This window comes from Amycolatopsis palatopharyngis, assembly GCF_003385185.1.
GTDB classification, from domain to species: domain Bacteria; phylum Actinomycetota; class Actinomycetes; order Mycobacteriales; family Pseudonocardiaceae; genus Amycolatopsis; species Amycolatopsis palatopharyngis.
The window spans coordinates 114,486-137,982 of the sequence record NZ_PQHZ01000008.1 but is presented as its reverse complement, the minus strand read 5'-3'; the positions used below and the strand labels follow the sequence as shown (position 1 = coordinate 137,982).

Below are 23,497 nucleotides of genomic sequence, written 5' to 3'. Positions count from 1 at the left end.
GGGTGTCAGACAAAACGGCGGGGGATGACCCGCGACCAGTTGTTCGAGTAGGTCCGCTGATCGCCCTCGTAACCGTCGATCTGCGCATGCAGGACGAAGTCGGCGTCCGTGCAACTCAGCCGGGTCCGGGTCACCGTGGTGGCCGACCATCCACCTCGAGAGAACGTGACCGTCCAGTTCGTCTCACCGGTCGGTGACTCGAAATCGTCGGCCACCCAGCTGTACTTCTCGTACGCACGTTTCGCCACATCGAGATCGATGTCGTCGAAGTGCACGGTGCCGTTGTCCTTCACGATCTCCAGCGCCGAGCTGTAGTCCGTCAGTTCACGACAGACGGTCCACTTGTGCTCGCTGGGCCGTACCTGGGTCATCGAAATGGGTTCGGCGCCCTCGGGTTCACCGAAGGGTCGCGTCGGGACCTCGTCGGATTCGCTGATCGGCCGCCTCGGCAGCGTCAGCGAACTCGACCCAGTGTACACCGAGAGCAGCACCGGCTCGGGTGGTGGCCACGCCAGCGGCCAGTACGACGTGGACAGCGACAGCCGGATCCGGTGGCCGGGCGGGAACGACTGGGCCACCCCGTTCAGCTCGAACGACACCCGGTAGCGTCGCCCCGGCTCCAGCGGTTCCGGCGCCTCGTTACTGTCCCGGTGGGTCAGGTTCAGCATCCCGTAGGTGACTCGCGTGGCACGCCCGTCCTCGGCGACGTCGGAGAGGCGAGCGGCCACCATCGCGACCGGCTTGTCCACCGAGAGTTCCAAGGTGACCTCGGGCGCGCCCAGTATCTCGTAGGGCTCGGTGAGCGCCTCGGTGTCGAAGACCAGGGAACCGCCGTCCTCCTCGCGCTGGTCGTAGGGCAGGTCGGGCGGAGCGTTGTAGGACGCCCACTTCCCGGCGAACTGGCCGACCGACAGTGGCGATTCGACGGTCAGTGTCTCCTCGGGGATGGGGTTCTCCGGCAGCGCGATCCGGTGGCGCGCGAGCGAGTACTGCGTGGGTTCGATGTGCGGCGAGGGCAGTTCCGGTTCGCCGACCCACCGTCCCGGCCGGTCCTCGTACGAGGTCGAGGGTGGCACGCTGTCCTGCATCCATGCGTGCAGCATCGGACCGTCCAGCGCCCCGTTGTCCGCGTCCTTGAGCCAGTGGTCCCACCAGCGCACCACTTCCTGCAGATACCCGATGGCAGGGCCGGGCACCCCGAGGTGCGGGTACTTGTGCGACCAGGGCCCGATCAGGCCCTTGCGCGGCACATCGAGATTCTCCAGCAGGCGGGTGACCGCATTGGAATAACCGTCCGCCCAGCCGCTCGAGGCGAGCACCGGCACCGAAACCGAGTCGTAGCTCTCGCACACCGAAGCGTGCTGCCAGTACTCGTCCCGGTGCTGGTGTTCGAGCCACTCGTCGATCCATGGGCCCGCGTTGCTCATGCGCTCCAGCCACATGTCCCGCCAGCGCCCGCCGACGAGCATCGGGTCGGGTGGAAGGGTGCTGTGCGCGAACATCGTTCCCGCCTCGGCGAGGTTGTCCGACAGCAGGCAGCCGCCTTCGTAGTGCATGTCGTCGGAGTACCGGTCGTCGGTGAACGACGAGATCACGATCGCCCCGAGGCTCTCCGGCTTGCGGGCGGCGAGTTGCAGCGCGGCGAACCCGCCCCAGGAGATCCCCATCATGCCGGTTCGCCCCGTGCACCAGGGCTGCGCCGCGATCCACGCCAGGACGTCCTCCGCGTCGAGCTGTTCCTGCTCCAGGTACTCGTCGCGCAGAACGCCTTCCGAATCGCCGCTACCACGCAGGTCCACCCGGACACAGGCGTACCCATGGCCCGCGATGTACGGATGGTGGATCGAGTCGCGCCATGCGGTCAGGTCCCGTTTGCGATAAGGGATGTACTCCAGGATCGCCGGGACAGGTTCGTCCTCGGAGGACAACGGCCGCCACACCCGTGCGGCGAGCCTGGTGCCGTCCGCGGTGGGGATCCAGACGTGCTCGTCCTCCTTGATCTCGTATGGCAGCGAGCTGACCGTCCGCATCTACCTGGTCTCCTCCTGTTCGTCCGCAAACTCGAAGTGCAGTTGCTCGACCGCGTGGTCGTACTTCTGTTCCAGCTCCTCCTGGTTGTCCGCACCGAGATAGATGTGCGCGAGTTCGAAGCTGTAGCTGTCCTGGCCGGGCAGGCTCGACAGCCGCTGACCCTCGATGGCCTGGAGGTCGACGTGGAGCCCGGGGATCTCCTCCCGCAGCGCCTCGATCTCCTCCTCCGTTGGCAGCTTCGTCACCAGCGCGTCGTTGAACTTGCGGTGGTACCACTTCGCCGCGATCTCGTACGGTCCCTTGCGGTGCGGCAGGTTGGGATCACGGCCAAGGCCGACGCTGAGCATGCAGAAGTGGTTGGGCACGCTGTCCACGAACTCGAACAACTCCGCGTGCGACTGCGAATGCCGGGGGTTGACCTCCAACAGGCAGACGTCGTCGGACTCCGGCTTACAGAAGAACTCGATGCTGAACGTGCAGTTGTTCATCCCGAGTTGCTTGATCACCTTTTCGGAGATCTCGCGGATCCGCCGCACCATCGGCGTCGGCAGCTGCGATGGATACTGGTGGCGCAGGAAGGACGAGGTGCCGGAGTAGTTCAGCGAGTCGAGCACCCCGTAGACCACCACCTCGCCGTCGTGCACATAGCCCTCCGACGCGGCCTGCTGCCCGGACATCGCCTCCTCAGCGAGGCAGGCGGCCCCGCCGACCTCCGCGATCTCCGGCGGCAGGTCGATCTGCTCCATGATGTACTCGAACGGCTTGCCGATGCGGTCGATGCCCTCGGCCATCTCCCGTGTCGCGTACTCGAAGTCCGCGTCATCCTTGACCTTGAAGGCCAGTTCCGAGGAGAAGGACTTCACCGGCTTGAGCCACATCGGGTAGCTCATGCCCTCGGGCACCCGTGGGTTCTGCAGGTCGACGATCCCGAACCGGGGATGCTCCTCGATCACCTTCTGCTGCTCGAGCCTGCTCCAGTACTTGTGCTCACACTTGACGATCGCCTCCAGATCGGAACTCGGCAGACCGTACCGCTTGCACAGGATCGGCACGAGCGTGCTCACAGGGAAGTCCCAGTAACCGACGATGGCCCCGATCTCGCCCTCGAAGTCGTCCAGCGTCTTCTCCGCCTTCTGGATCAGATCCGCGATCGGGATCTCTCCGTGCTGGACCTCCTCGATGCTCAGCAAACCGTGAAAGCGGTACTGCACGGCGTCGGGCACGTCGTTGAGCGTCCGCATGTTGGCTTCGTCCAGACCCACCACGAACACGTCAATCTGACTCACTGCTGCTCCTTCACTCTGTCCGCCCCCAGCAATCAGGTCCCCCAATCGGTCCCTGCTAAACCCCCTCGGACGTTTTGCCAGCGCAAGGACGGGGCACTTAACCGGCATGAGCGGCGGCGAATTCGGCGACGACCAGGTCACTCCGGGCAATGCGGACAATGACGGCCTTCCGGTGCCGCGGTCACTGTGGGTGGAGACCGCAGCGGCACCGGACCGGCGAGGCCGCGCGCTGCCCACCGAGGTCGAAGTGGCCGTGCTCGGAGCCGGTATCGCGGGCCTGACCACGGCGTATCTACTGGCTCGAGCCGGCAGGTCGGTGCTGGTGATCGAGGCAGGCGAGGTCGCGGCAGGTGTCTCCGGGCACACGACGGCGAAGCTCAGTGCGCAGCACGGGCTCAAGTACCACTCACTGACCGAACGCAAGGGGGCCGAGGCGGCTGCCCACTACGCCAGGACGCAGTCGGCGGCGATCGACTGGGTCGAGCGCACCGCGGCCGAGTTGAAGATCGACTGCGGTTTCAGCCGCAGGGACAGCTTTGTGTACACCACCCGGAGTGACCAGCTGGGCCAGTTGCGTAAGGAGGTCGACGACGCCTGTGCGGCCGGGCTGCCCGCCGCGTTCGTCGACGACGCGGAGGACATCGAGCTGTCCGTATCGTCTGTCGGTGCTGTCCGGTTCGCAGACCAGGCCCAGTTCCACCCACGCAGGTGGCTGCTCGGTCTTGCCGACGCGGTGGAGCGGGCAGGCGGAGCGATCGCCGAGGGTGTGCGGGCACAGGGCGTGGACGAACGGGGCACCCAGCAGGTGCGCACGACACACGGCACCGTGCGGGCCCGGGACGTCGTGGTCGCGACGCACTACCCGATCCTGGACCGTGGCCTGTTCTTCGCCAGGCTGGAACCCACCCACGATCTCGTCGTGGCCGGCCCTGTCCGGTCCGAAAAGGACCAGATCACCGGTATGTACCTGGACGCGTCCACCAAGCATTCGGTGCGTGGATACGACTCGGAGGCCGGCCCGATGGCAATCGTCCTCGGGGAGCACTACCGGACGGGCGAGCGGGTGGACGTCCAGGCACGCTACCGGTCCCTGGCCGAGTGGGCCGCCGAGCACGTGTCGATGCGGACCGTCACTCACAGATGGTCCGCGCACGACATGTCCACCGTGGATTCGGTGCCCTACATCGGCAAGTACCACCCGACGGCACAGCATCTCTGGGTGGCGACCGGCTTCGGCCAGTGGGGAATGAGTGGAGGCACGGCCGCGGGCTTGCTGCTGAGCGACCTGATACTCGGCAACGAGAACACGGCCGCCTCGCTGTACGACCCGAATCGGATGGACGCGCGCGGTGCGGTGGAACTCGCCCGCGCCAACGCCAAGGTGGGCAAGCACTTCGTCGGGGACCACTTGCGCGCCGCCATCGACCGGTCCGGCCTCGACGACCTGCCCGCAGGGTCGGCCAGGGTGAGTACCTCGGGCGTACGTCCCGTCGCGGCGTACCGCGATGAACAGGGCACGTTGCACGCGGTCGGGGCGAACTGTACCCATCTGGGCTGTGTCGTCGCGTTCAACAACGCGGAAAAGACCTGGGACTGCCCTTGCCACGCATCCCGGTTCGGCATCGACGGGTCCGTGGTCTGCGGACCCGCCACCAGCCCGCTGCCACGGCTGTGACGGCCGGGCACACCCTGGGAGTCGAGGAGGAGTTCCTCCTGCTGGACCCCGGCTCCGGGCACACCGTCGGGTTGGCGCCGAAGGTACTCGCGCAGTCGCCGGTCGGACTGCCCGAGGGTGTCGCACTGCATGCGGAGCTGCGCGACACGCAGGTGGAGGCGGCCACCGGGATCTGCGCGGGCGAGCAGGATCTGCGAGCGCACCTGCTGGCGGCCCGTACCTGGCTCGCGGAGCGAGCCCGCTCCGCCGACGCGTTCCTGGTGGCCTCGGGTACGCCACCCTTCTCCGCTCCATCCATTGTGGACGACAGGTCCGAGCGGTTCGCCAGGATCGACAGCGTTTACGCGGGGATGGTCGCCGACTACGAGGCCTGCGGATGTCACATACACGTCGGCGTGACCGATCCGGAGCTCGCGGTCGCCGTCGTCAACCGGCTGAGGCCATGGCTGCCGACCCTGCTCGCGCTCTCGGTGAACTCGCCGTTACACGACGGCCGCGACACCGGGTTCGGTAGCTGGCGCATGGTGCAGCAGTCGCGCTTTCCCGGTTCGGGCGTTCCGCCCTGGTTCGCCGATCGTGCCGGATACGATGCCGAGGTCGCCCGCCTCGTGGACTGTGGTGTGCTCGTGGACGAACGGATGTCGTTCTGGCTGGCCCGGCCATCGCCCACGCTGCCGACCATCGAGTTCCGAGTTGCCGACACGGCCACCACGATCGACGAGGCGGTCCTGTTCGCACTGCTGACGAGGGCGCTGGTGCGCACGACGGTGCTCGACGTGGAGCGCGGTGCTCCCGCTGCCCGGCCAGGGGAGCAGATCGCTGCCGCGGCGGTTTGGTCGGCCGCCCGTTACGGCCTGGACGGCGACGGCGTCGACATGTGGCGGGCACGCCGGATTCCGGCCGCAGGTTTGCTGCGCGACCTCGTCGACCGGTTACGGCCCGCGCTGGAGGAGGCCGGCGACCTGCCGAGTGTGCTGCGCCTGTTGTCTCTGGTGCGGGCGCGCGGGACCGGTGCGCAGCGGCAGCGCCGAGCCGCGCGGGACGGCACGCACGCCGTCATTCGCATGCTGGCACGAGAGACGCACACGACGCCTCGGCCTGGGGTAGGAGAACCCGCGACCGGGTACTCGGCGGACGACGACGGAGGTGATCGATGACTGCCCAGCCCATGGCGGCTACCGGTTCCGCCACTGGTGCGGCCTTACCGGCGGCGCGCGGACCGCTCTCGGCCGCCGTGCTCGAGGCGCTGCGACAGAACCGGCGCGGCGCCGTCGGCGACGGGCTCGACCTCACGGAGGCCGGGTCGTCCGACCCGCTTGGCGAGGACCTGCAACTCGCCCTTCAGGTGTGCTACGAGCTGCACTACCAGGGCTTCGCCGGTGTCGACCCGGACTGGGAATGGGATCCCGAACTGCTGCGCCTGCGCGCGGCGATGGAACGACCCTTCCTCGCCGCGCTGCGCGCTGGGGTCTCCGCCGACGGCGGTCCGGCCGACGTCGACGGAGTACTGGACGAGCTGCTGGTGGAGCCGGTCGACGGCAGCGGGGTGAGCGACCACCTGCGGGAGCACGGCAACTGGTGGCAGATGCGCGAGTACTTCGTCCACCGCTCGATCTATCACCTGAAGGAGGCCGACCCGCATGCCTGGGTGATCCCCCGCCTGCGGGGGACCGCGAAGGCCGCGCTCGTCGCCGTGGAGTACGACGAGTTCGGCGCTGGTCGCGGGGACCAGGTGCACGCCCAGCTGTTCGCCGACCTGCTCGCCGCGGCCGGGCTTTCGCCGGACTACCTGCACTACCTGGACCGGGTGCCCGCCGCAGGCCTCGCGCCGGTCAACATGATGTCGCTGTTCGGACTGCATCGGCGGTTGCGTGGCGCACTGGTTGGGCACTTCGCCGCCGCCGAGATCACCACGGCTCCGAGCGCGCGGCGGATGGATGCCGCACTGGACCGGCTCGGCGCCGCACCAGCCTGCCGGTACTTCTTCACCGAGCACATAGAGGCCGATGCGGTGCATGAGCAGGTGCTCCGCCACGAAGTGCTCGGTGACCTCCTTGCCAGGGAACCGGAACTGGACGCCGACGTCGTGTTCGGCGTGCGCGCCACCGGGTTCCTCGAGGACCGGCTGGAGTCACACCTGCTCAGCTGCTGGAGGCAGGGCCGCACATCGCTGCGGGACACGGTGTTCTGAGGCGCGGTGCCGCGAGGTGGGCTCCTTCCGCGGCGCTGATGCGGGTGTCGGGGACCACGTCAGCCGGGCGAAGACCACGAACTGCACGCTCGTGACCGCGCCCAGCTCGTGGTCTTCGCCTATCAGTCCGGGCTGGTCGCCGCGCGCACGGGCTGATCGGCCTCACCCGCGGAACGCACCTTCCTGCGATGGCTGGTGTCGCAGAAGGGGAAACGTTTGCTACGCCTGCAGGCGCAGACCGCGACCAGGAAGCGGTCGGAGGTCACCGTCTCCCCGTCCGGGGTCACCAGCTCCACCGGACCCTCCACGAGGACCGGTCCGCCGGGAACCACGCGCACCCTGCGTGGTTCCCGGTCACGAGCGCCGTTCTGTCCGGTCGGCACGGATCACCACCAGCTCCTCATGTCGTTGTCCGGGTTCGATCAGCGCCGTGTCCTCGAGGTAATCGGTCCGGTTCGAGAGCACCGGCCCGAAGGGTTCGGCGGAACGGGCCACAGTGGACGCTTTGAGTTCGGCATCGCGCAGGGCAGCGAGCGTGCTCTCCACCCCGCACAGGGAGGAGTGCACCAGCAACATCGTGCCGCCCTTGGCCAGCAACGCCGGCGCCGTGCCGCAGAGCAGATCCACGAAACGACGTCCGTCGGGACCGGCGTCCCATGCGCGCGCCGCGCGGGAGCGGGCCCGCGTCCCCGGCCGGCACGGAACGTAGGGCGGGTTGGCGAGCACGAGGTCGAAACCCGTCAACGGAGGTTTCCCAAGGACATCGCGCCGCTGAGCGTGGACTGGAAGACCTCGCAGGCCCGCGTTCAGGCGGGCACACCACACCGCCCTCCTGCTGGTGTCCATGGCGGTGACCTCGCGCGCTCCGAGCCGGGCGGCGGCCAGTGCCACCGCACCGGTTCCGGTGCACAGATCGAGCACTCGTGCACCGGGGCCGACGTGGGCCTCTTCGAGCGCCCTGGTGAGTAGCCAGGTGTCGGCCTGCGGCCGGTACACACCGGGAAGTCGCAGTAACCACATGCGCAGGGAGTACCTCTGCTTCTCTCGATCAAACCGCGAGCGGCCGCGGTCGTTTCCGCCTGCCCCGGATCGGGTAACCGGCCTGGCAGCCGGCAGCGAGGGGACCGCATGACAGAGAACTTCGCGAGTGGGCGAATCGTGCGGGCGAGCGCGGCCGACACGGCGCGACTCGCGAGTTCGGTGTTGCTGCCCGCGCTGACGATCGGCGTGATCAAACGCAGGCCGATCATGTTGCGGATGGCCGAACGGATGCAGGCCGACCGACGGCCGGTGGCGCTGTTGCGGCGGTTGCGCGACAGGTACGGGGAAGGCCTGCTGACGCTGCCGGTCCCCGGCCGGTCGATCGCCCTGCCGCTCGGCTCCGCCGCGGTCGGCCGGATACTGCGGGATGCCGCCGAGCCCTTCAGCCCGGCGAGCATCGAGAAGGTGGCCGCGCTGCGGCACTTCCAGCCACACGGTGTGTTGATCTCCACCGGCGCCGAGCGAACCGCCCGGCGCTCGCTCAATGAGACGGTCCTGCAGCCCGAACGCGCGCTGCACGAGCTGGCAGACCAGGTGACGCAGATCGTCCGCGAGGAGGCAGGCGAACTGGTGGGGGACGGTACGCGGCAGGTGCGGCTGGATTGGGATCGGTTCAACCGCATGTGGTGGCGTATCGTCCGGCGCTTCGTCCTCGGCGCGCAGGCCCGCGAGGACGATGAGGTCACCGACGTACTCACGAAGCTGCGCAGGGACGCCAACTGGGCCTATCTACGGCCACGGCGGCAGCGGACGCGCGAGCGTTTCGGCCTGCTGCTCCGTCGTCACCTCGACCGCGCCGAGTCCGGCAGCCTCGCCGCCGTGCTCGACGCGCGGCACGTAGCCGGCGGAAGCGCGGGTGACCAGGTCGCGCACTGGCTGTTCGCGTTCGACGCAGCTGGAATGGTCACGATGCGGGCGCTGGCCCTGCTGGCCGCGCATCCAGGCGAGGCGGAACGGGCGCGGTCGGAGCTCTCCCCGCGCGAGCACGACGCCGCACAGGAACTGCCGTTCCTTCGTGCGTGCGCACTCGAGACGGTCCGGCTGTGGCCGACGACACCACTGCTGCTGCGCCGCAGTACGGAGGAATCCGGCTGGGGGACCGCCAGGCTACCCGGCGGCACCACCATGCTCATCTACTGTCCGTACTTCCACCGTGACAGTGAGCAGCTGCCCTTCGCTGACAAGTTCGCTCCCGGCATCTGGCTCGACGGGAGCGCGAAGCGGTATCCGGCGCTGGTTCCGTTCAGTGACGGGCCTGCCCGGTGTCCGGGGCGCAACCTCGTGCTGCTGGTGGTCAGCACGTTGCTCGGGGAGTTACTGCGCAACCACGACATCGGCGTCGAGTCGGGGCCGAGCCTGGTACCGGGGCGGCTGCCGGCCACCATCGACAACTTCGCGCTGCGGTTCTCGCTCATTCCGGCCTGAGGCCGCCCCCGTCCCCGCGACGCTCCTGCTCGGCCTGCTGGCTGCGGGAGACGAACCGGACGGCCAGCGCGACCGCGGATCCCATGGCGCCGAGTGCCGCGAGCATGGGGATCGCCGCGATCATGCCCACGACGAACAGCGGCAGGAATACCGCCAGCGCGGTGATCCAGGGCCATCGGCGCGAGCTGCGGCGCTCGATCTTCTCGAAGGACCGCGCCAGCTTCGGGTCGTCGTCGCACAGCTGCCGGTCGATCGTCTCCAGCATCCTGCGTTCTTGCTCACTCAGGTGTGACATGGCTGCCTCCCGGCCTTACTCGTGTTGCCGGGGGATACCCTGTGTCCGTTTTGCCAATCACGTCGCGCCGCCCGGCATGCGATTCTCGCCTGACGCGATCGGCGGGCAGGTCCGGCGCACTCGCCGAGGCGTAGTCCGACGATCTGTCGGTGGCCTCGGATACCCTCCAGTACGGTGAGGCGCCGGTTCGACGCCACCGGTGGGCCTGTCGGCGCGGCCCGCCCGCACGCCACGATCTGGGAGAGCGACCCTGTGACTGCTTCTGCTGAGACCCTCTACGGGGCTGACGACCTGACTCATCTCGAGGGGTTGGAAGCAGTCCGTAAGCGGCCCGGCATGTACATCGGGTCCACCGCGAGCCGGGGCATCAACCACCTCTTCGCCGAGGTGGTGGACAACTCCACCGACGAAGGAGTCGCCGGGTACGCCAGCCGCATCGTGGTGACCCTGCACGCCGACGGCAGCGTGCAGGTGGACGACGACGGCCGCGGTATCCCGACCGGGGTGCACGCGAAGTCCGGCCTTTCCGGCGTCGAGCTGGTGCTGACGCGCCTGCACGCCGGGGGCAAGTTCGGCGGCTCGGGCTACAAGACCTCCGGTGGCCTGCACGGTGTCGGCGCTTCCGCGGTCAACGCGCTGTCCCACAGGTTCGACGTGACCGTCAAGCGCGACGGCAAGGTGCACGAGATGTCCTTCGCGCACGGTGTCCCCGGCGTGTTCGACGGACCCGGGGCGAAGGCGAAGTTCACCCGGCAGTCCGGGCTGCGTGTGGTCCGCAAGATGAAGCGGGGCGAGTCGACCGGCACCTCGATCCGGTACTGGTACGACTCCCGCTACTTCGAGGCGGGCGCCGCACTCGGCGTCGACGAGGTGCGGTCGAAGCTGCGGCACACGGCTTTCCTCGTGCCCGGCGTCACCTACGTACTGCGCCACGCGGTGGAGAGCGAGATCGGGGAGGAGACGTTCCACTTCCCGAACGGCCTCGCCGACATGGTCGACTTCCTCACGCCCGCGTCGGACAAGCCGGTCTCCGGAATTCTCTTCGCCACCGGTGAAGGTACCTACCGGGAGAACGCCGCGGACGAGAACGGCGTGATGCGGTCCAAAGTGGAGCGAAGGGCCGAGGTCGAGGTCGCGCTCCGCTGGGGCACCGGATACGAGCGCACCGTGGAATCCTTCACCAACACCATCCACAACGTGCACGGCGGCACGCATCGCAAGGGGTTCGATCGGGCGGTGCTCAAGGCGGTTCAGGACGCCGTCGCCAAGACCAGGGGACTGCTCAAGCCGAAGGAGGACCCGCCCACCCTCGAGGACGTTCTCGAGGGCATGACCGCCGTCGTCCACGTACGGATCCCGGAACCGCAGTTCACCTCGCAGACCAAGGACGAGCTGTCTACGGCCGGGATCACCAAGGTCGTGCAGACCGTCGTGGAGCGCCACATCAAGGAGTGGACCGAGAACCGCAGGTCCAAGACCGAAGCCAAAACCGTTCTGCAGAAGGTCGTGGACGCGGGGCGGGTGCGCCTCGTGCAGAAACAGCAGAAGGATGCCGCACGCCGTAAGACCGCGCTCGAGGGCGCGGCCATGCCGCCGAAGCTCGTCGACTGCCGCACCACCGGGGTGTCGCGTAGTGAACTGTTCCTCGTCGAGGGCGACAGCGCGCTGGGCTCGGCCAGGATGGCGAGGGTGTCGGAGTACCAGGCGTTGCTGCCCCTGCGCGGCAAGATCCTGAACGTGCAGAAGGCAAGCCTCGGCGACACGCTGAAGAATGCCGAGATCGCTTCGATCGTGCAGGTGCTCGGTGCGGGTTCGGGGCGCACCTTCGACACCTCGACGTTGCGCTACGGCCGGGTGATCCTGATGGCCGACGCCGACGTCGACGGATCACACATCCGGACCCTGCTGATCACCCTGTTCGCCAAGTACATGCGGCCGGTGATCGAGGAGGGCAGGTTGTACGCCGCCATGCCGCCGCTGCACAAGGTCGTGACCAAGGGCCGTAATCCGGAGACCAGGTTCACCTTCTCCCAGCGGGAGATGGAGGACACGGTCGCCGAGTTCGAGAAGGCGGGCAAGCAGATCGTGACGCCGGTGCCCCGGTTCAAGGGGCTCGGTGAAATGGACGCCGACGAGTTGTGGGACACCACGATGAATCCGGCGACCCGTTCGGTGCGCCGGATCACCCTGGACGACGCCGAGGCCGCGGAGCAGGCGCTCGAACTGCTGATGGGGGAGAAGGTCGAGCCGAGGCGCAACTGGCTCGTCGAATCCGCGGCCAGGGTCGACCGGAACGCGATCGACGCCTGATCTTCGCACCCGACTTTTGAATAGGACACAGAGGAGAGTGCGCAGCAGTGGCACGCCGTAAGAACACCCAGACCAAGGTCGATCCGGCCGCCTTCGACCAGGCGGGGGCGCACGTTTTCGACAATCCGGTGAAGACCGAGATCGAGGACTCCTACCTGGAGTACGCGTATTCGGTCATCCACTCCAGGGCGCTGCCCGACGCGCGCGACGGCCTCAAGCCCGTGCATCGCCGGATCCTGTTCTCGATGAACGAGAACGGTTACCGGCCAACGCACGCGTACGTGAAGTCGTCCAGGGTGGTCGGCGACGTGATGGGTAAGTACCACCCGCACGGCGACTCCGCGATCTACGACGCGATGGTCCGGCTGGCCCAGGACTTCTCGATGAACGTGCCATTGGTGGACGGGCACGGGAACTTCGGTTCACCGGACGACGGGCCTGCGGCGAGCCGGTACACCGAGGCGAAGATGTCGCCGGAGGCGATGCTGCTGGTCGGTGAGCTCGGTGAGGACACGGTCGATTTCCGGCCCAACTACGACGGTTCGCTCGAGGAGCCGTCGGTGCTGCCCGCGTCCTTCCCGAACCTGCTCGTCAACGGAACGTCCGGGATCGCCGTCGGTATGGCGACCAACATGATTCCGCACAACCTGGGCGAGATCATCGGTGCGGCCCGCTGGCTGATCAACCATCCGGGCGCCTCGCTGGATAAGCTGATGGAGTTCGTGCCGGGGCCCGACCTGCCCACCGGTGGCATGCTGCTCGGACTCGACGAGGTGCGCAGGGCTTACGAGACCGGCCGTGGTGTCGTCCGGATGCGCGCGAAGGTCGAGACCGGGCCGTTGGAGGGCAGCCGAGGCAGGCAGGCGATCACGGTGACCGAGCTGCCGTACGGCGTCGGGCCGGAGAAGATCATCGAGAAGATCACCGACGAGGTCAACAAGTCCAAGCGCCTCACCGGGATCGCGGATGTGAAGGACCTGACGGACCGGGAGAACGGCACCCGGCTCGTCATCGAGTGCAAGGTCGGGGTGAACCCGCAGGCGTTGCTGGCCGACCTGTACCGCCTCACGCCGTTGGAGCAGTCTTTCGGCATCAACAACCTCGTGCTGGTGGACGGTCAGCCGCAGACGCTCGGACTCAAGGCGCTGCTGGAGGTGTTCCTCGCCCACCGGTACGAGGTGGTCACACGCAGGACGAAGTATCGGCGTCGCAAGCGCGAGGAGCGTCTGCACCTGGTCGAGGGACTGCTCACGGCACTGCTGGACATCGACAAGGTGATCAAGCTGATCCGGGAGAGCGAGAACGCGCAGGCCGCGAAGGACGGGCTGATGAAGCGGTTCAAGCTCTCGGAGATCCAAGCCACCTACATTCTCGACACCCCGCTGCGGCGGCTCACCAAGTACGACCGGATCGAACTCGAGGCCGAGCAGGAGCGGCTGCGCGCGGAGATCGAGGAGCTGTCGAAGATCCTCGACGACGAGTCGGTGCTGAAGAAGGTGGTCTCCGGTGAACTCGCCAGGATCGCCAAGGACTTTCCGACCGAGCGCCGGACCTCGCTGATCGACGGCGACCTCAAGGAGGTACTGGCGGCGTCGAAACCGTCCGGGCCGCTGGAGATTTCCGACGACCCGTGTCAGGTGATCCTCTCCGCGACCGGACTCGTCGCCAGGACGGCGGCGGAGTCGGAGGAGGCCTCCGAGGCGCGCAGGCGCAACGGCAGGGTCAAGCACGACGCCGTCGCGGCGGTGGTGCACTCGACGGCGCGCGGGCAGATCCTGCTGGTGACCAACCGGGGGCGCGCGTTCAAGACCGATGTGCTGCCGCTGCCCGTGTTGCCGGAACAGGCGGGCACCGTATCGCTGCGCGGCGGGATGGCGGCACGGGAGTTGGTGCCGCTGGACAAGGGGGAGCGGGTCGTTGGCATCGCGCCCCTCGGCGAGCGCGGAGCGGGTTCCCCGGGGCTCGCGCTGGGCACGCGCCACGGTGTGGTGAAGATCTGCTCGCCGGAATGGCCGGTCAGGTCCGACGAGTTCGAGGTGATCGGCCTCAAGGACGACGACGAGGTCGTGGGTGCGACCTGGCTGACCGACGGTTCGGAGTCGCTGACTTTCGTGTCCTCCGGCGCGACGTTGTTGCGCTACGCGGCCTCCCTGGTGCGGCCGCAGGGGTTGAAGAGCGGCGGAATGGCGGGAATCAATCTCGGGGCGGAGACCGAGGTGGTGTTCTTCGGTGCGGTCGGCACGGACGACGACGAGCACGGCGAACCGATGGTGGTGACCTCCACCGGGCAGAGCGTGAAGGTGACACCGTTCGCCGAGTACCCGGCCAAGGGCCGCAACACCGGCGGCGTACGGGCGCACCGTTTCCTCAAGGGCGAGCAGCGGCTTTCCGTCGCATGGGTCGGCCCGCGGCCCGCGGGTTCCTCGGACAACGGTTCGCCGGTCGAGCTGCCCGAACTCGATCAGCGTCGCGACGGCTCCGGCGCCGCCCACCCAGGCCCGGACGTTGTAGGGCATCTGATCGAACGAGACTGACCAGTTCCCGACTTTGCACTTCCAGGGCGCGAGTTCGCACTTCCGGCGGCCGAGTTGGCACTTCCGGTGGCCGAGTTTGCAGTTCGGGTGGGTGAGTTAGCCCCGGATCTGCCAACTCAGCCCCTGGATCTGCCAAGTCGGGCCCCGGATCTGCCAACTCAGCCCCCGGATCTGCCAACTCAGCCCCTGGATCTGCCAGGTCGGGCCCTGGATCTGCCAAGTCGGGTTAGGGCTTTCGGGCTAGGGCGCCTATTGAGCTGCTTTCCTGCGGGTTGCCGGCGTATTTGCGGCTCGCTTTGGACTCGCGTTCGTCGATGTGCCATTCCGGTAGCCAGACGACGCCGGGTTCCACGAGTTCGAATCCGTCGAAGAAGGCGGTGAACTCGTCGCGGCCGCGCATGTACAGCTCCGAACTGGAGCGCTGGTACTGCTGGCGGACCGCTTCGCGTTCGGTGCCGCCCTCGTCGGGCACCTGGTCCTCGGTGAGGTGGGAGGACAGCAGGTATGAGCCGGAGGGCAGCAGGTCGCGGTAGCGGGCCAGAACGCCGTGCGGGTCGTCGTCCGGGCCGAGGAAGTACAGCACGCCGACGACGATCAGTCCGATGGGCTGTTCGGGGTCGAGGACCCCGGTCGCCAGCGCGCGTCGCCAGATGTCGTCGGGCTGGCGGAGGTCACCGTGCAGTACGGCGTGCCTCGCGGGGTCGCCGTGGCGCTCCAGCAGGACCCGGGAGTGTGCGACCGCGACGGGTTCGTTGTCGACGTAGACGCAGCGGCTGTCGGGGTGGACCGACTCGGCGATCTCGTGCACGTTGCCGACGGTTGGTACGCCGGACCCGAGATCGAGGAACTGGGTGACGCCCTGCCGGGCCAGGTAGTGCACGCCTCGCCCGAGGAAGTCCCGCCCTGTTCTGGCGATCGTGCGCACCTGCGGGAAGGTTTCCAGCACCTTCTCCCCGAAAGCGCGGTCGATCGCCCAGTTCGCGGAGCCGCCGAGGAACCAGTCGTAGATTCGCGCCGGGTTCGGCCGCTCGAGGTCGACGCCCTCTGGAATGAACTCTGGGTCCTTCGGCTCGGGCATCGGTGCTCCTCGTGGGACAAATGATGAATAATTTTCAGCGGTGTACCGCACCCTATCGAGGGTCGTGTGCGCCCGACCACCCCGCCAGGTCGGTCCACGCCAGCAGATCCGCCTTCGACTCGAACCGGCGTGCCTCGCCGGTGAGGGGATCGGTGAACTCCAGTGACCTGGCCAGCAGTTGCAGCGGTCTGCTGAAGTCGTCGAGCGGGGTCTCGGTGAGCACCGGATAGAAATCGTCGCCGAGGATCGGCACGCCGAGATTGCTCATATGCAGCCGGAGCTGATGCGTCCGGCCGGTCGCGGGGGTCAGTCGATACAGCCCGAGCCCGCCTGCCTGCTCGATCAGCTCCACGGTGGTCTCGCTGTTCGGTGGTCCCGGCACCTCCTGCGCCGTGATCACGCCACGTTCCTTCACGATCCTGCTCCGGATCGTGCGGGGCAGGTCCAAAGCCGGGTCGAACGGCGCGACCGCCTCGTACTCCTTGCGTACCAGCCGATCACGGAACAGGTTCTGGTAAGCCCCTCGGTGCTCCGGCCGGATCACCCACATCACGAGTCCCGCCGTCACCCTGTCCAGGCGGTGCGCCGGGCTGAGCTGCGGCAGGTCCAGATCGCGCCGCAGCCGGACGAGCGCGGTCTCGACGATGTGCTGCCCACGCGGGATCGTCGCCAGGAAATGCGGCTTGTGCACCACGAGCAGGTTCTCGTCCCGGTGCACGATGTCGATCTCGAACGGCACGGGGACCTCGTCGGGCAGGTCGCGGTGGAACCAGATCACCGAACCGGGGACGAAAGCCGCATCCGCGTCGAGCGGTCCGTGTTCGCCGAAGAACCTGCGTTCGGCGAACATCTCGTCGATTCGCGAGGGTGCCAGTTTCGGTATCCGGTCCACCAGGTGATCCCGGATCGTCGTCCAGTCACCCTCGACCGGCATCCGCATCCGAGCGGGATCGAGACCGTCGCGCTGCGGCAGCGGCGCGGGCTGTCTGCGTCTCATGGGTTCACGCCGAGCCACCGCGACGGTCGGCATGGAGGGTTTCCAGTAGCCGGAGCCAGACCTCACTCGGGGTCGGGTAGCTGGGCACCGCGTGCCACAGCGCGGCGACGGGCACCTTGCCGACGATGGCGACCGTCGCGGAGTGAACCAGGTCGGCGATGCCGGTGCCGACGAACGTGGCGCCGACGATCGTGTCCGTCGCACGGTCGAGCACCAGCTTCGCGCGTCCCTTGTAGTCCTCGCGAAGCAGGAACGTTCCCGCGAGGGCGGCGAGGTCGTACTCCACGGTCTCGACGTCGATACCGCGCTCCCGAGCCTGCTGCTCGGTCGGCCCTGCCGAGCCCACCTCGGGATCGGTGAAGGTCACCTGGGGCACGGTCTCGTGTCCGACAGCCGAGGTGTGCCTGCCGTATCCGCCCACGTCGAGCTGTTCGCCCCTGGCCCGCGCCGCGATCACCTCGCCGACGACCCTGGCCTGGTACTTGCCCATGTGGGTCAGCTGCGCCTTACCGCAGAGATCACCGATCGCGTACAACCACTGCCCCTCGACTCCGCGCACCGTCTGCTGGTCGTCGACCTCGACGTAACCGCCGGGTGCGAGCCCGACCGTGTCGAGGCCGATGTCGGTGCTGTTCGGGGCGCGCCCGGCCGCCACGACGACCTCGTCGGCGGTGATCGTGGTGCCATCGTCCAGGGTCACCCGCAGCTCACCGCCGTGAATCCTGCCGACACCGGTGTCGCGTGCGTCCTGGCGCCGGATCTCGGACATCGTGCGTTCCGTACGTACTGTCACTCCCGCAGCGCGCAGGCGATCGGCCACGAACTCTCCGGCGAACGGCTCGTTGCCCGCGAGTAGCCGCGCGCCCCGGTTGACGATGGTCAACTCGCCGACCCCGAGACCGCGTAACCAGGTGGCCGCCTCGCAGGCGACCACTCCACCGCCGAGGATCACCACCCGGCCGGGCACCTCGTGCAGGTTGGTCACGTCGCGTGAGGTCCAGGGCAGCGCCTCGGACAAACCGTTGACCGGCGGAATCGAGGCGGCGGAACCGGTGTCGAGCACTACGGCGTGCCGGGCGGTGAGGGTACGTACGTTCCCGTCCTCACCGGTCACCTCGATACCGCGTGCACCGGTCAGCCTGCCGTACCCGCGCACGACGTCGATGCCCGCGCCGAGCGCCCAGCGCACCTGGCCCTTGTCGTCGAGATTGCTGACGATCTTGTCCCGGCGTGCGAGTACCGCGTCGACGTCGAGGCTCAGCTCGTCGACCACGGAGGACAGGCCCGGCAGGTGTCGTGCGTTGTCGAGGACCTCGACCGGGCGCAGCAGCGCCTTGCTGGGCATACAGGCCCAGTACGAGCACTCGCCACCCACCAGCGCGTTCTCGACCAGCACGGCGTCCAGTCCGGAGAACTGCGTCGCGTACTGGGCGGCGTTCTCCCCCGCTGCCGCTCCGCCGAGCACGATGACGTCCCACTCCGATCGATCCGGATCCACCGAGGCCATCCGATCCATCCCCTCTCCGTCGTACATGTGGTCGCGTTCTCAGTGTCACAGCATTCGGCGGGGGACGCGGTGCCGGCGCGTGACCAGGACGGGTTCGCGGCCAACACGCTGATCAACTCGTTCACCAGAACCGCTGGTTCCACGATAGTGTGACGTCCTCGTCAGGCTTGTCCCCGGTGAAATCGAACTGCAGTAGGATCTTGTGCCCTGGCCGGCTGAAGATCGTTTCGGTAGGTCGGGCAGCAGCGTTGGAGGGAGCGGCGGAACGTGGCACTTCCCGGTCCTGGCGCGGGGCAACTGGACACTTCCCGGCCGAGTATCGCCCGTATTCGTGACTACTGGCTCGGCGGTACCCATCACGACGAGGCCGACCGGGGCTTCGCCGAGCAGATCGTGGTCTGCGCCCCGCACCTGCCTTACCTGGTACGGGCGCAGAACGCGTTCGTCCGCAGGCTGGTCCGGTACCTGATCGAACGCGGTGTGCGGCAGTTCCTCGACCTGGGCTCGGGCATTCCCGACGTGGGCGCCGTCCATCGTGTGGCACACGAGGTCGATCCCGGCGCCAAGGTCGTCTACGTCGATCTCGACCCGGCGATCGAACAGGACAGCGCCGAGCTGCTCGCGGGGGTGGACAACGTAACGTTGCTGCGCGCCGATGTACGCAGGACAGACGATGTGCTCGGCGCGCCGGCGGTCAACGAGCTGATCGACTTCGCCCAGCCGGTCGCCGTGCTGATGATCGAGTTCCTGCTGCACCTGCAGGACTCGGAGGATCCAGCGGATCTGGTCGCGAGTTACTCCAGCGCGCTGGCTTCCGGTAGCTACCTCGGGATCGCCCACTTCAGCCAGGACGAACAACTGCAGGAGGGACTCACCCTCTTCAGCCGGATGTTCGGTGCACCACCCGCGGTGACGTTGCGCGAGCCTGGTGAGCTGGTCCGTTTCTTCACCGGGCTGGAACTCGTCGAGCCCGGCATTGTCCCTGTGCCCCTGTGGAAACCGGGCCCGTCCGACGAGCACGTTCGCAATCCGGAGCTGGTCCAGGTGCACGCGGGTCTCGGCCGCAAGAGCTGACTCCCGGCCCCTGACAGGGCCCTCCCGCCGCTCCACCCCGCATCGCACTTTCCCGGGAAAGTGCGATGCGGGATGGAGCTCAGGCGGCCACCAGCGGGATCAGCGTGATCGTCAGTTCACCCGCCAGCACCAGTGGCAGAGCTCGTCTGCGCATCCCGGAAGCGCTCGGTGCGAGTCCCCGCGTGGTTCGCCACAGCTGGAGTGCCGCGGCACCGGTGAACACCCCGTGCGCGAGGGTGCCCGCCGCGGCGACGACGATCCCGAAATGCGCCCACAGCCCCGCGCCGAGCAACACCAGACCGGCCAGCAGCAGCACACAGGACAGGGCGAGCGTGCGCGTCACGCCGTAGCGGACGGCCGGAGTGGCGTCCCCACTGCCGAGATCCGCGGCGCGGTCCGGGGCCGACCACCACACCGTCCTGCCCACCGCGAGGACGCTCGCTCCGGCGAAGACCGCCAGGATCCAGCCCGGCACACTCTGACTCACCGCGGTGTGGGACAGCAGGGACGGCGCGGTGACCACGGCCAGCCCGAACGCGACCGAGCCAAGCAGGCCGCGGCCCTTGAGGCGTGCGGGCCGCAGGTTGTAGAGGGCGTGCAGCAGCGTGATCATCAGCGCCGATACGGTCACCACCCATCGACCGGTGATCGTTGAGACCACAATGGACAGTGTCAGTCCCGTGATCGTCTCGGCCAGTGCGAGCAGCAGTGCCCTTCGCCCGCCGATGCGCAGCACCGCGGCCGAGATGTAGGACTTCTCCTGGTGCCGTCGGTCGGTCGGGATGTCCACGGCGTTGTTGAGCGCGAGTCCGCCGATCAGCAACAGCAGGTTCGCCGGAATCGCGAGCTGTACCGGCAGGTGCAGCAGCCCACGTACACCGCCCGCGGCGTAGCAGGCGCCCCAGGACGCGTAGCAGAGGTACATGATCGGCAGAGGGTGTTCGAGCCGGTGCAGGACGACGAGGCTCCGCCACAGCCCGGGCGCGGGCGTCGCGGTCAGACTCGGCATGCCGTCACCCGCATTCGCAACTTCGCCGAGGGGGCCATGGCATGTCCGCGCAGTTCGGGAACCCCGGCCCGCGGATTGACACACTCCCAGTCCAGCCGCGCGAGCACCGCCGCTGTGATCATCCGGATCTCCAGCAGGGCGAGGCCGCTGCCGAGACAGTGCCGGCTCCCGCCACCGAAGGGCAGGTAGTGCTGCGGACTCGATTTCGCGCCGAGGAAACGTTCCGGATCGAACCGGCGCGGATCGGCGAAGCTGTCCCTTCGCCTGTGTGCGAGATAGATGCTGGGAGTCAACGTGGTGCCCGCCCGAAGCCGCCTGCCGAGCAGTTCCGTGTCCTCGGTGAGGGTGCGGTTCTCCGCGACGGTGACCGGCGGTGCCAGCCGCAGCGCCTCCTGGATCACGGACTGCAGCAACGGAACCCGGCTCGCGTCGACACCGCCGTCGCCTGCCGCCTCGAGTTCGCCACGAACGTCGGCTGTGAGGCCACGATCGCGTGCGAGGTGGTACAGCGTCCAGGCCGTCGCCGACGCGGTCGTCTCGTGGCCGGCGAACAGGAGCGACACCAGTTGATCGCGCAACTCACCGTCGTCGATCGCGCCGAGTGGCTCATCGCCGGAGAGCATCAGTGCGGCGAGCGTCGGCGGTGTGTTGTTGCCGTGCGCCTTCGCCTGCCGGACCAGTGCCCGGTCGAGTCGCGCCGGAGAGCGAGGAAGGCCGCCTCGGAGATAGCGATAGGCGAGGGTCCTGCGGCGGGACCCGAGAGCCAGGTCGATCCAGCGAGTGAACGGGACGAGTGCGGCTTCGTCCGCCGCGCCGAGAATGATGGCCGAGACGATGCGAAGCGCGATTCGCCTCGACCACGAAGGCAGTGCGACCATCGAACCTGCCTGCAGCGTGTCAAGGGACTCTCGCGTCATCCGCTCGATGAGTTCTGTGTAGACCGTGAGCTGCCTGCCGCGCAGCGGCGGCCCGAGCACCCTCCGGTAGGCGGCATGCCGCTCGCCCTCGGCCCATAGGAGCGATCTTGCGCCGAACAGGGGCAGGAGACTGTTGCTACCTGGATGCAGCAGCCGGCGATCCGAGCGGAAGATCCACTCCAACGCTTCGGGGTGCCAGACGAGCAGTTTGCGGCGGGGTCCCGTGCGCAGGTCGAGCATTCCCTCCGGCAGATCGGATCTGGCGTCCAGGAACGGTAGCGTGCGCAGCGCCATGTGGAGTTCGACCGTGTTCAGCACACCGCGTTCCCGGCCGATCGCGTGCTCTCGCGGCCACTGTGATCGCCGATCTCGTGCAGCAGTGCGGCCGTGCGCGGGTCCGAACGGGCGGCGTGCAACGCCGCGAGTCCTTCCGTGCGCACGATTCGTGTGGGTACGTACAGGTCTTTGTCGTGCCACAGCGGCGGATGCGCCGTCAGGTCGCCGTTCTCCGCGAGGTATCGGCACCCGCGCGCCGCGGCCTCCGCGGTCACGTCGTCAACCGGACTGCCTGCGCACAGGAGGATCTGCACGGCGTAAGCGGTTTCCTCGTACGTTCCCGACCAGCGGCCCCAAGATCCCTCTGGCCGCTGCGTCGCGAGTGCCCAGCGCGCGGCCGCGGCGACCGGCGCCTTCGCCTCTGTCCCGCCGTATTTCGCCAGTGCCACAGTGCAACACGCCGTGGCGTAGTACGGCGAGGCGTGCCACTTGTCCGTCCAGTACCCATCCGGTGTCTGCTGCTCACGCAGCCAGTGCGCGATGGACCGGATCGCACTGGCCCGCCGCCGCGCGTCGCCGGTGTCCGGATCTGCGGCGGTGGCGAAGGCCTGCAGTGCGTGTGCGTTCGTGCTTGTCGACGGCGTTCGCTCGCCTGGAAAGCAGCTGACGTGCCCGCCTTTCTCCTCGGTCCAGTAAGTCCACAACGGACCAGCGTGTCGCGGCTGGCCGTGTAGCGCCAGCGCATACAGCGCGGCCGCCGTGTCGTCGGCGTCCGGCGGGAGTCCGTCCCCGCCGGCGGCCCCGTCGTCGCCGAGCCCTTCTCGCAGACTGTCCAGCAGTACGTGCGGCGCCAGGGTGGTGATCCCGGTGCTGCCGAGCGTGCCGAGAATCCACGCGCGTTCGAAGAGGCCGAGTGGGGCCGCCACCGGAACGGCGCCAGTGTGTGGTTCCTGCACCTGCTCCAGGTATCGAACGGAGGGATGTCCGCGACGTACCCGATCGTCACCGAGCCAGGCAGCGGTGGCGGCTGGGGAGCAGCCGATACTGCCTGAGCTCGCGACGGGCACGGCCGCGCCACACGTATCCGATCCGAGAACTTCCAGCGAGTGCAGCAGTTTGACCGGTAGGTGTCGTCCATCGAGGACGGCCTCGCGGATCCTGTCCAGTAACGCTGAACTGGATTCGGGCGGAGGACTCAGGCGACCCGGGGTCCATTCGCGATCGAGGTGGGCCGGTGGCAGCGCCGTCAACCTGTCCAGCCGCAGATTGATCGCCGAGACCAGGCCGGGGGCGAGGATCTCCACCGCCACGGTGTCCGGAAGGACCGCCACCGTGCCGGGCCCGAGTGCCTGCCTGAGCCAGGACAGCCCACGTTCTGCCGCTCGGACGACCTCACCAGCGCCGATGCCACCGTTCGTCCCCGCATGTTGCGAGGTGGCAAGGAGTGCGTCGGTCGCGCTCAGCGTGGGAATGAGGGAGTAGCTGTCCGGCCCGCCCCAACTGCCGTCGGCACGCTGCTGATCCAGCAGGAAGCGGATCCGCTTCTGGTGCCCGCTCAGCGATGGTGTGAGTGCGACCAGGCGCGCGGTTTCGTAGATCGAGGGCGAGAAGTCGCCGGAGGGATCAGACCTCATGTCTGCCAACAACTTCGCTGCGGTGGCGGCCAGTTCGTCGTAGTGCAGATTGCGCGAGGTCACGACATTCCCCCGTTCGGCACCAGCATTGGGAGTAACCGGAGCAGTACCGAAAGTAGCATCGAGATCGCACGCGCAACACCGTCGTAGTCCGTTCGGCGCAGTGTGGAGGGTGCGCGATACTGGTGTCAGTAGCGCGGAAAGCGCTGTGCGGCAG

18 protein-coding genes are annotated in these 23,497 nt (G+C 68.1%); 7 read left to right on the top strand and 11 right to left on the bottom strand.

Annotated elements, in window-relative coordinates:
• Positions 1 to 5 precede the first annotated feature (5 nt).
• Complete coding sequence (locus tag D0C15_RS08735; protein WP_116042619.1) at positions 6 to 2,030, bottom strand: CocE/NonD family hydrolase; 2,025 nt, start codon at positions 2,028 to 2,030, stop codon at positions 6 to 8.
• The gene (locus D0C15_RS08730) at positions 2,031 to 3,317 is read right to left on the bottom strand and encodes an ATP-grasp domain-containing protein (RefSeq protein ID WP_425455369.1); all 1,287 of its coding nucleotides are present in this window, start codon (positions 3,315 to 3,317) and stop codon (positions 2,031 to 2,033) included. It lies immediately after the preceding gene.
• 106 nt (positions 3,318 to 3,423) lie between these two features.
• Here D0C15_RS08730 and D0C15_RS08725 point away from each other — a divergent pair, with 106 nt between their 5' ends.
• The 3 genes from D0C15_RS08725 to D0C15_RS08715 are packed head-to-tail and all read left to right on the top strand — an operon-like array spanning position 3,424 to position 7,183.
• The gene (locus tag D0C15_RS08725; RefSeq protein ID WP_116042615.1) at positions 3,424 to 4,992 is read left to right on the top strand and encodes an FAD-dependent oxidoreductase; all 1,569 of its coding nucleotides are present in this window, start codon (positions 3,424 to 3,426) and stop codon (positions 4,990 to 4,992) included.
• Positions 4,989 to 6,149, top strand: coding sequence for a carboxylate-amine ligase (locus D0C15_RS08720; RefSeq protein ID WP_116042613.1), 1,161 nt, complete (start codon positions 4,989 to 4,991; stop codon positions 6,147 to 6,149). Before D0C15_RS08725 ends, D0C15_RS08720 begins: the two co-directional genes overlap by 4 nt.
• Before the next feature lie 11 nt (positions 6,150 to 6,160).
• Positions 6,161 to 7,183 carry an iron-containing redox enzyme family protein gene (locus D0C15_RS08715; protein ID WP_116042611.1) on the top strand — a complete coding sequence of 341 codons (1,023 nt, stop codon included), beginning with the start codon at positions 6,161 to 6,163 and terminating at the stop codon, positions 7,181 to 7,183.
• A gap of 122 nt (positions 7,184 to 7,305) precedes the next feature.
• Here D0C15_RS08715 and D0C15_RS08705 read toward each other — a convergent pair whose 3' ends face one another.
• Together D0C15_RS08705 and D0C15_RS08700 are read right to left on the bottom strand one after the other, a co-directional pair.
• Positions 7,306 to 7,566 (bottom strand): CDGSH iron-sulfur domain-containing protein, encoded by a 261-nt coding sequence (locus D0C15_RS08705; protein WP_116042609.1) that lies wholly within the window; start codon positions 7,564 to 7,566, stop codon positions 7,306 to 7,308.
• The gene (locus D0C15_RS08700) at positions 7,538 to 8,203 is read right to left on the bottom strand and encodes a HemK2/MTQ2 family protein methyltransferase (protein WP_116042607.1); all 666 of its coding nucleotides are present in this window, start codon (positions 8,201 to 8,203) and stop codon (positions 7,538 to 7,540) included. Before D0C15_RS08700 ends, D0C15_RS08705 begins: the two co-directional genes overlap by 29 nt.
• 108 nt (positions 8,204 to 8,311) lie before the next feature.
• Between D0C15_RS08700 and D0C15_RS08695 the strand changes: the two genes are divergently transcribed.
• Positions 8,312 to 9,649, top strand: coding sequence for a cytochrome P450 (locus D0C15_RS08695; protein WP_116042605.1), 1,338 nt, complete (start codon positions 8,312 to 8,314; stop codon positions 9,647 to 9,649).
• Here the strand turns inward: D0C15_RS08695 and D0C15_RS08690 are convergent.
• Positions 9,636 to 9,944: a DUF3040 domain-containing protein gene (locus tag D0C15_RS08690; protein ID WP_116042602.1), complete on the bottom strand. Its 309-nt coding sequence runs from the start codon at positions 9,942 to 9,944 to the stop codon at positions 9,636 to 9,638. The two genes, D0C15_RS08695 and D0C15_RS08690, sit on opposite strands and share 14 nt — an antisense overlap.
• Positions 9,945 to 10,196: 252 nt before the next feature.
• Here D0C15_RS08690 and D0C15_RS08685 point away from each other — a divergent pair, with 252 nt between their 5' ends.
• Entirely contained in the window at positions 10,197 to 12,254 is a 2,058-nt protein-coding gene (locus tag D0C15_RS08685; RefSeq protein WP_116042810.1) for a DNA gyrase/topoisomerase IV subunit B, read from the top strand.
• Positions 12,255 to 12,301: 47 nt separating this feature from the next.
• Entirely contained in the window at positions 12,302 to 14,788 is a 2,487-nt protein-coding gene (locus D0C15_RS08680; protein ID WP_116042600.1) for a DNA gyrase/topoisomerase IV subunit A, read from the top strand.
• Positions 14,789 to 15,014: 226 nt separating this feature from the next.
• On the opposite strand, the gene D0C15_RS08675 is transcribed toward D0C15_RS08680, so the two are convergent.
• From D0C15_RS08675 to D0C15_RS08665, 3 genes are read right to left on the bottom strand one after another with little or no spacing between them, the layout of a single operon-like run.
• Positions 15,015 to 15,866 (bottom strand): SAM-dependent methyltransferase, encoded by an 852-nt coding sequence (locus D0C15_RS08675; protein WP_116042598.1) that lies wholly within the window; start codon positions 15,864 to 15,866, stop codon positions 15,015 to 15,017.
• A gap of 52 nt (positions 15,867 to 15,918) precedes the next feature.
• The gene (locus tag D0C15_RS08670; protein WP_116042808.1) at positions 15,919 to 16,863 is read right to left on the bottom strand and encodes an RluA family pseudouridine synthase; all 945 of its coding nucleotides are present in this window, start codon (positions 16,861 to 16,863) and stop codon (positions 15,919 to 15,921) included.
• A 4-nt stretch (positions 16,864 to 16,867) separates the two neighbouring features.
• Positions 16,868 to 18,379 carry a dihydrolipoyl dehydrogenase family protein gene (locus D0C15_RS08665; RefSeq protein WP_245975653.1) on the bottom strand — a complete coding sequence of 504 codons (1,512 nt, stop codon included), beginning with the start codon at positions 18,377 to 18,379 and terminating at the stop codon, positions 16,868 to 16,870.
• A gap of 258 nt (positions 18,380 to 18,637) precedes the next feature.
• Between D0C15_RS08665 and D0C15_RS08660 the strand changes: the two genes are divergently transcribed.
• The gene (locus tag D0C15_RS08660; protein ID WP_116042596.1) at positions 18,638 to 19,444 is read left to right on the top strand and encodes an SAM-dependent methyltransferase; all 807 of its coding nucleotides are present in this window, start codon (positions 18,638 to 18,640) and stop codon (positions 19,442 to 19,444) included.
• Positions 19,445 to 19,523: 79 nt separating this feature from the next.
• Here D0C15_RS08660 and D0C15_RS08655 read toward each other — a convergent pair whose 3' ends face one another.
• The 3 genes from D0C15_RS08655 to D0C15_RS08645 are packed head-to-tail and all read right to left on the bottom strand — an operon-like array spanning position 19,524 to position 23,343.
• A complete protein-coding gene (locus D0C15_RS08655) occupies positions 19,524 to 20,453 on the bottom strand; it encodes a UbiA family prenyltransferase (protein WP_116042594.1) in 930 nt (309 codons plus the stop codon).
• Positions 20,441 to 21,685 (bottom strand): cytochrome P450, encoded by a 1,245-nt coding sequence (locus tag D0C15_RS08650; protein WP_211323129.1) that lies wholly within the window; start codon positions 21,683 to 21,685, stop codon positions 20,441 to 20,443. The genes D0C15_RS08655 and D0C15_RS08650 overlap by 13 nt, the downstream gene beginning before the upstream one ends.
• A complete protein-coding gene (locus tag D0C15_RS08645; RefSeq protein ID WP_342768560.1) occupies positions 21,682 to 23,343 on the bottom strand; it encodes a prenyltransferase/squalene oxidase repeat-containing protein in 1,662 nt (553 codons plus the stop codon). The genes D0C15_RS08650 and D0C15_RS08645 overlap by 4 nt, the downstream gene beginning before the upstream one ends.
• Between the last annotated feature and the right edge of the window lie 154 nt (positions 23,344 to 23,497).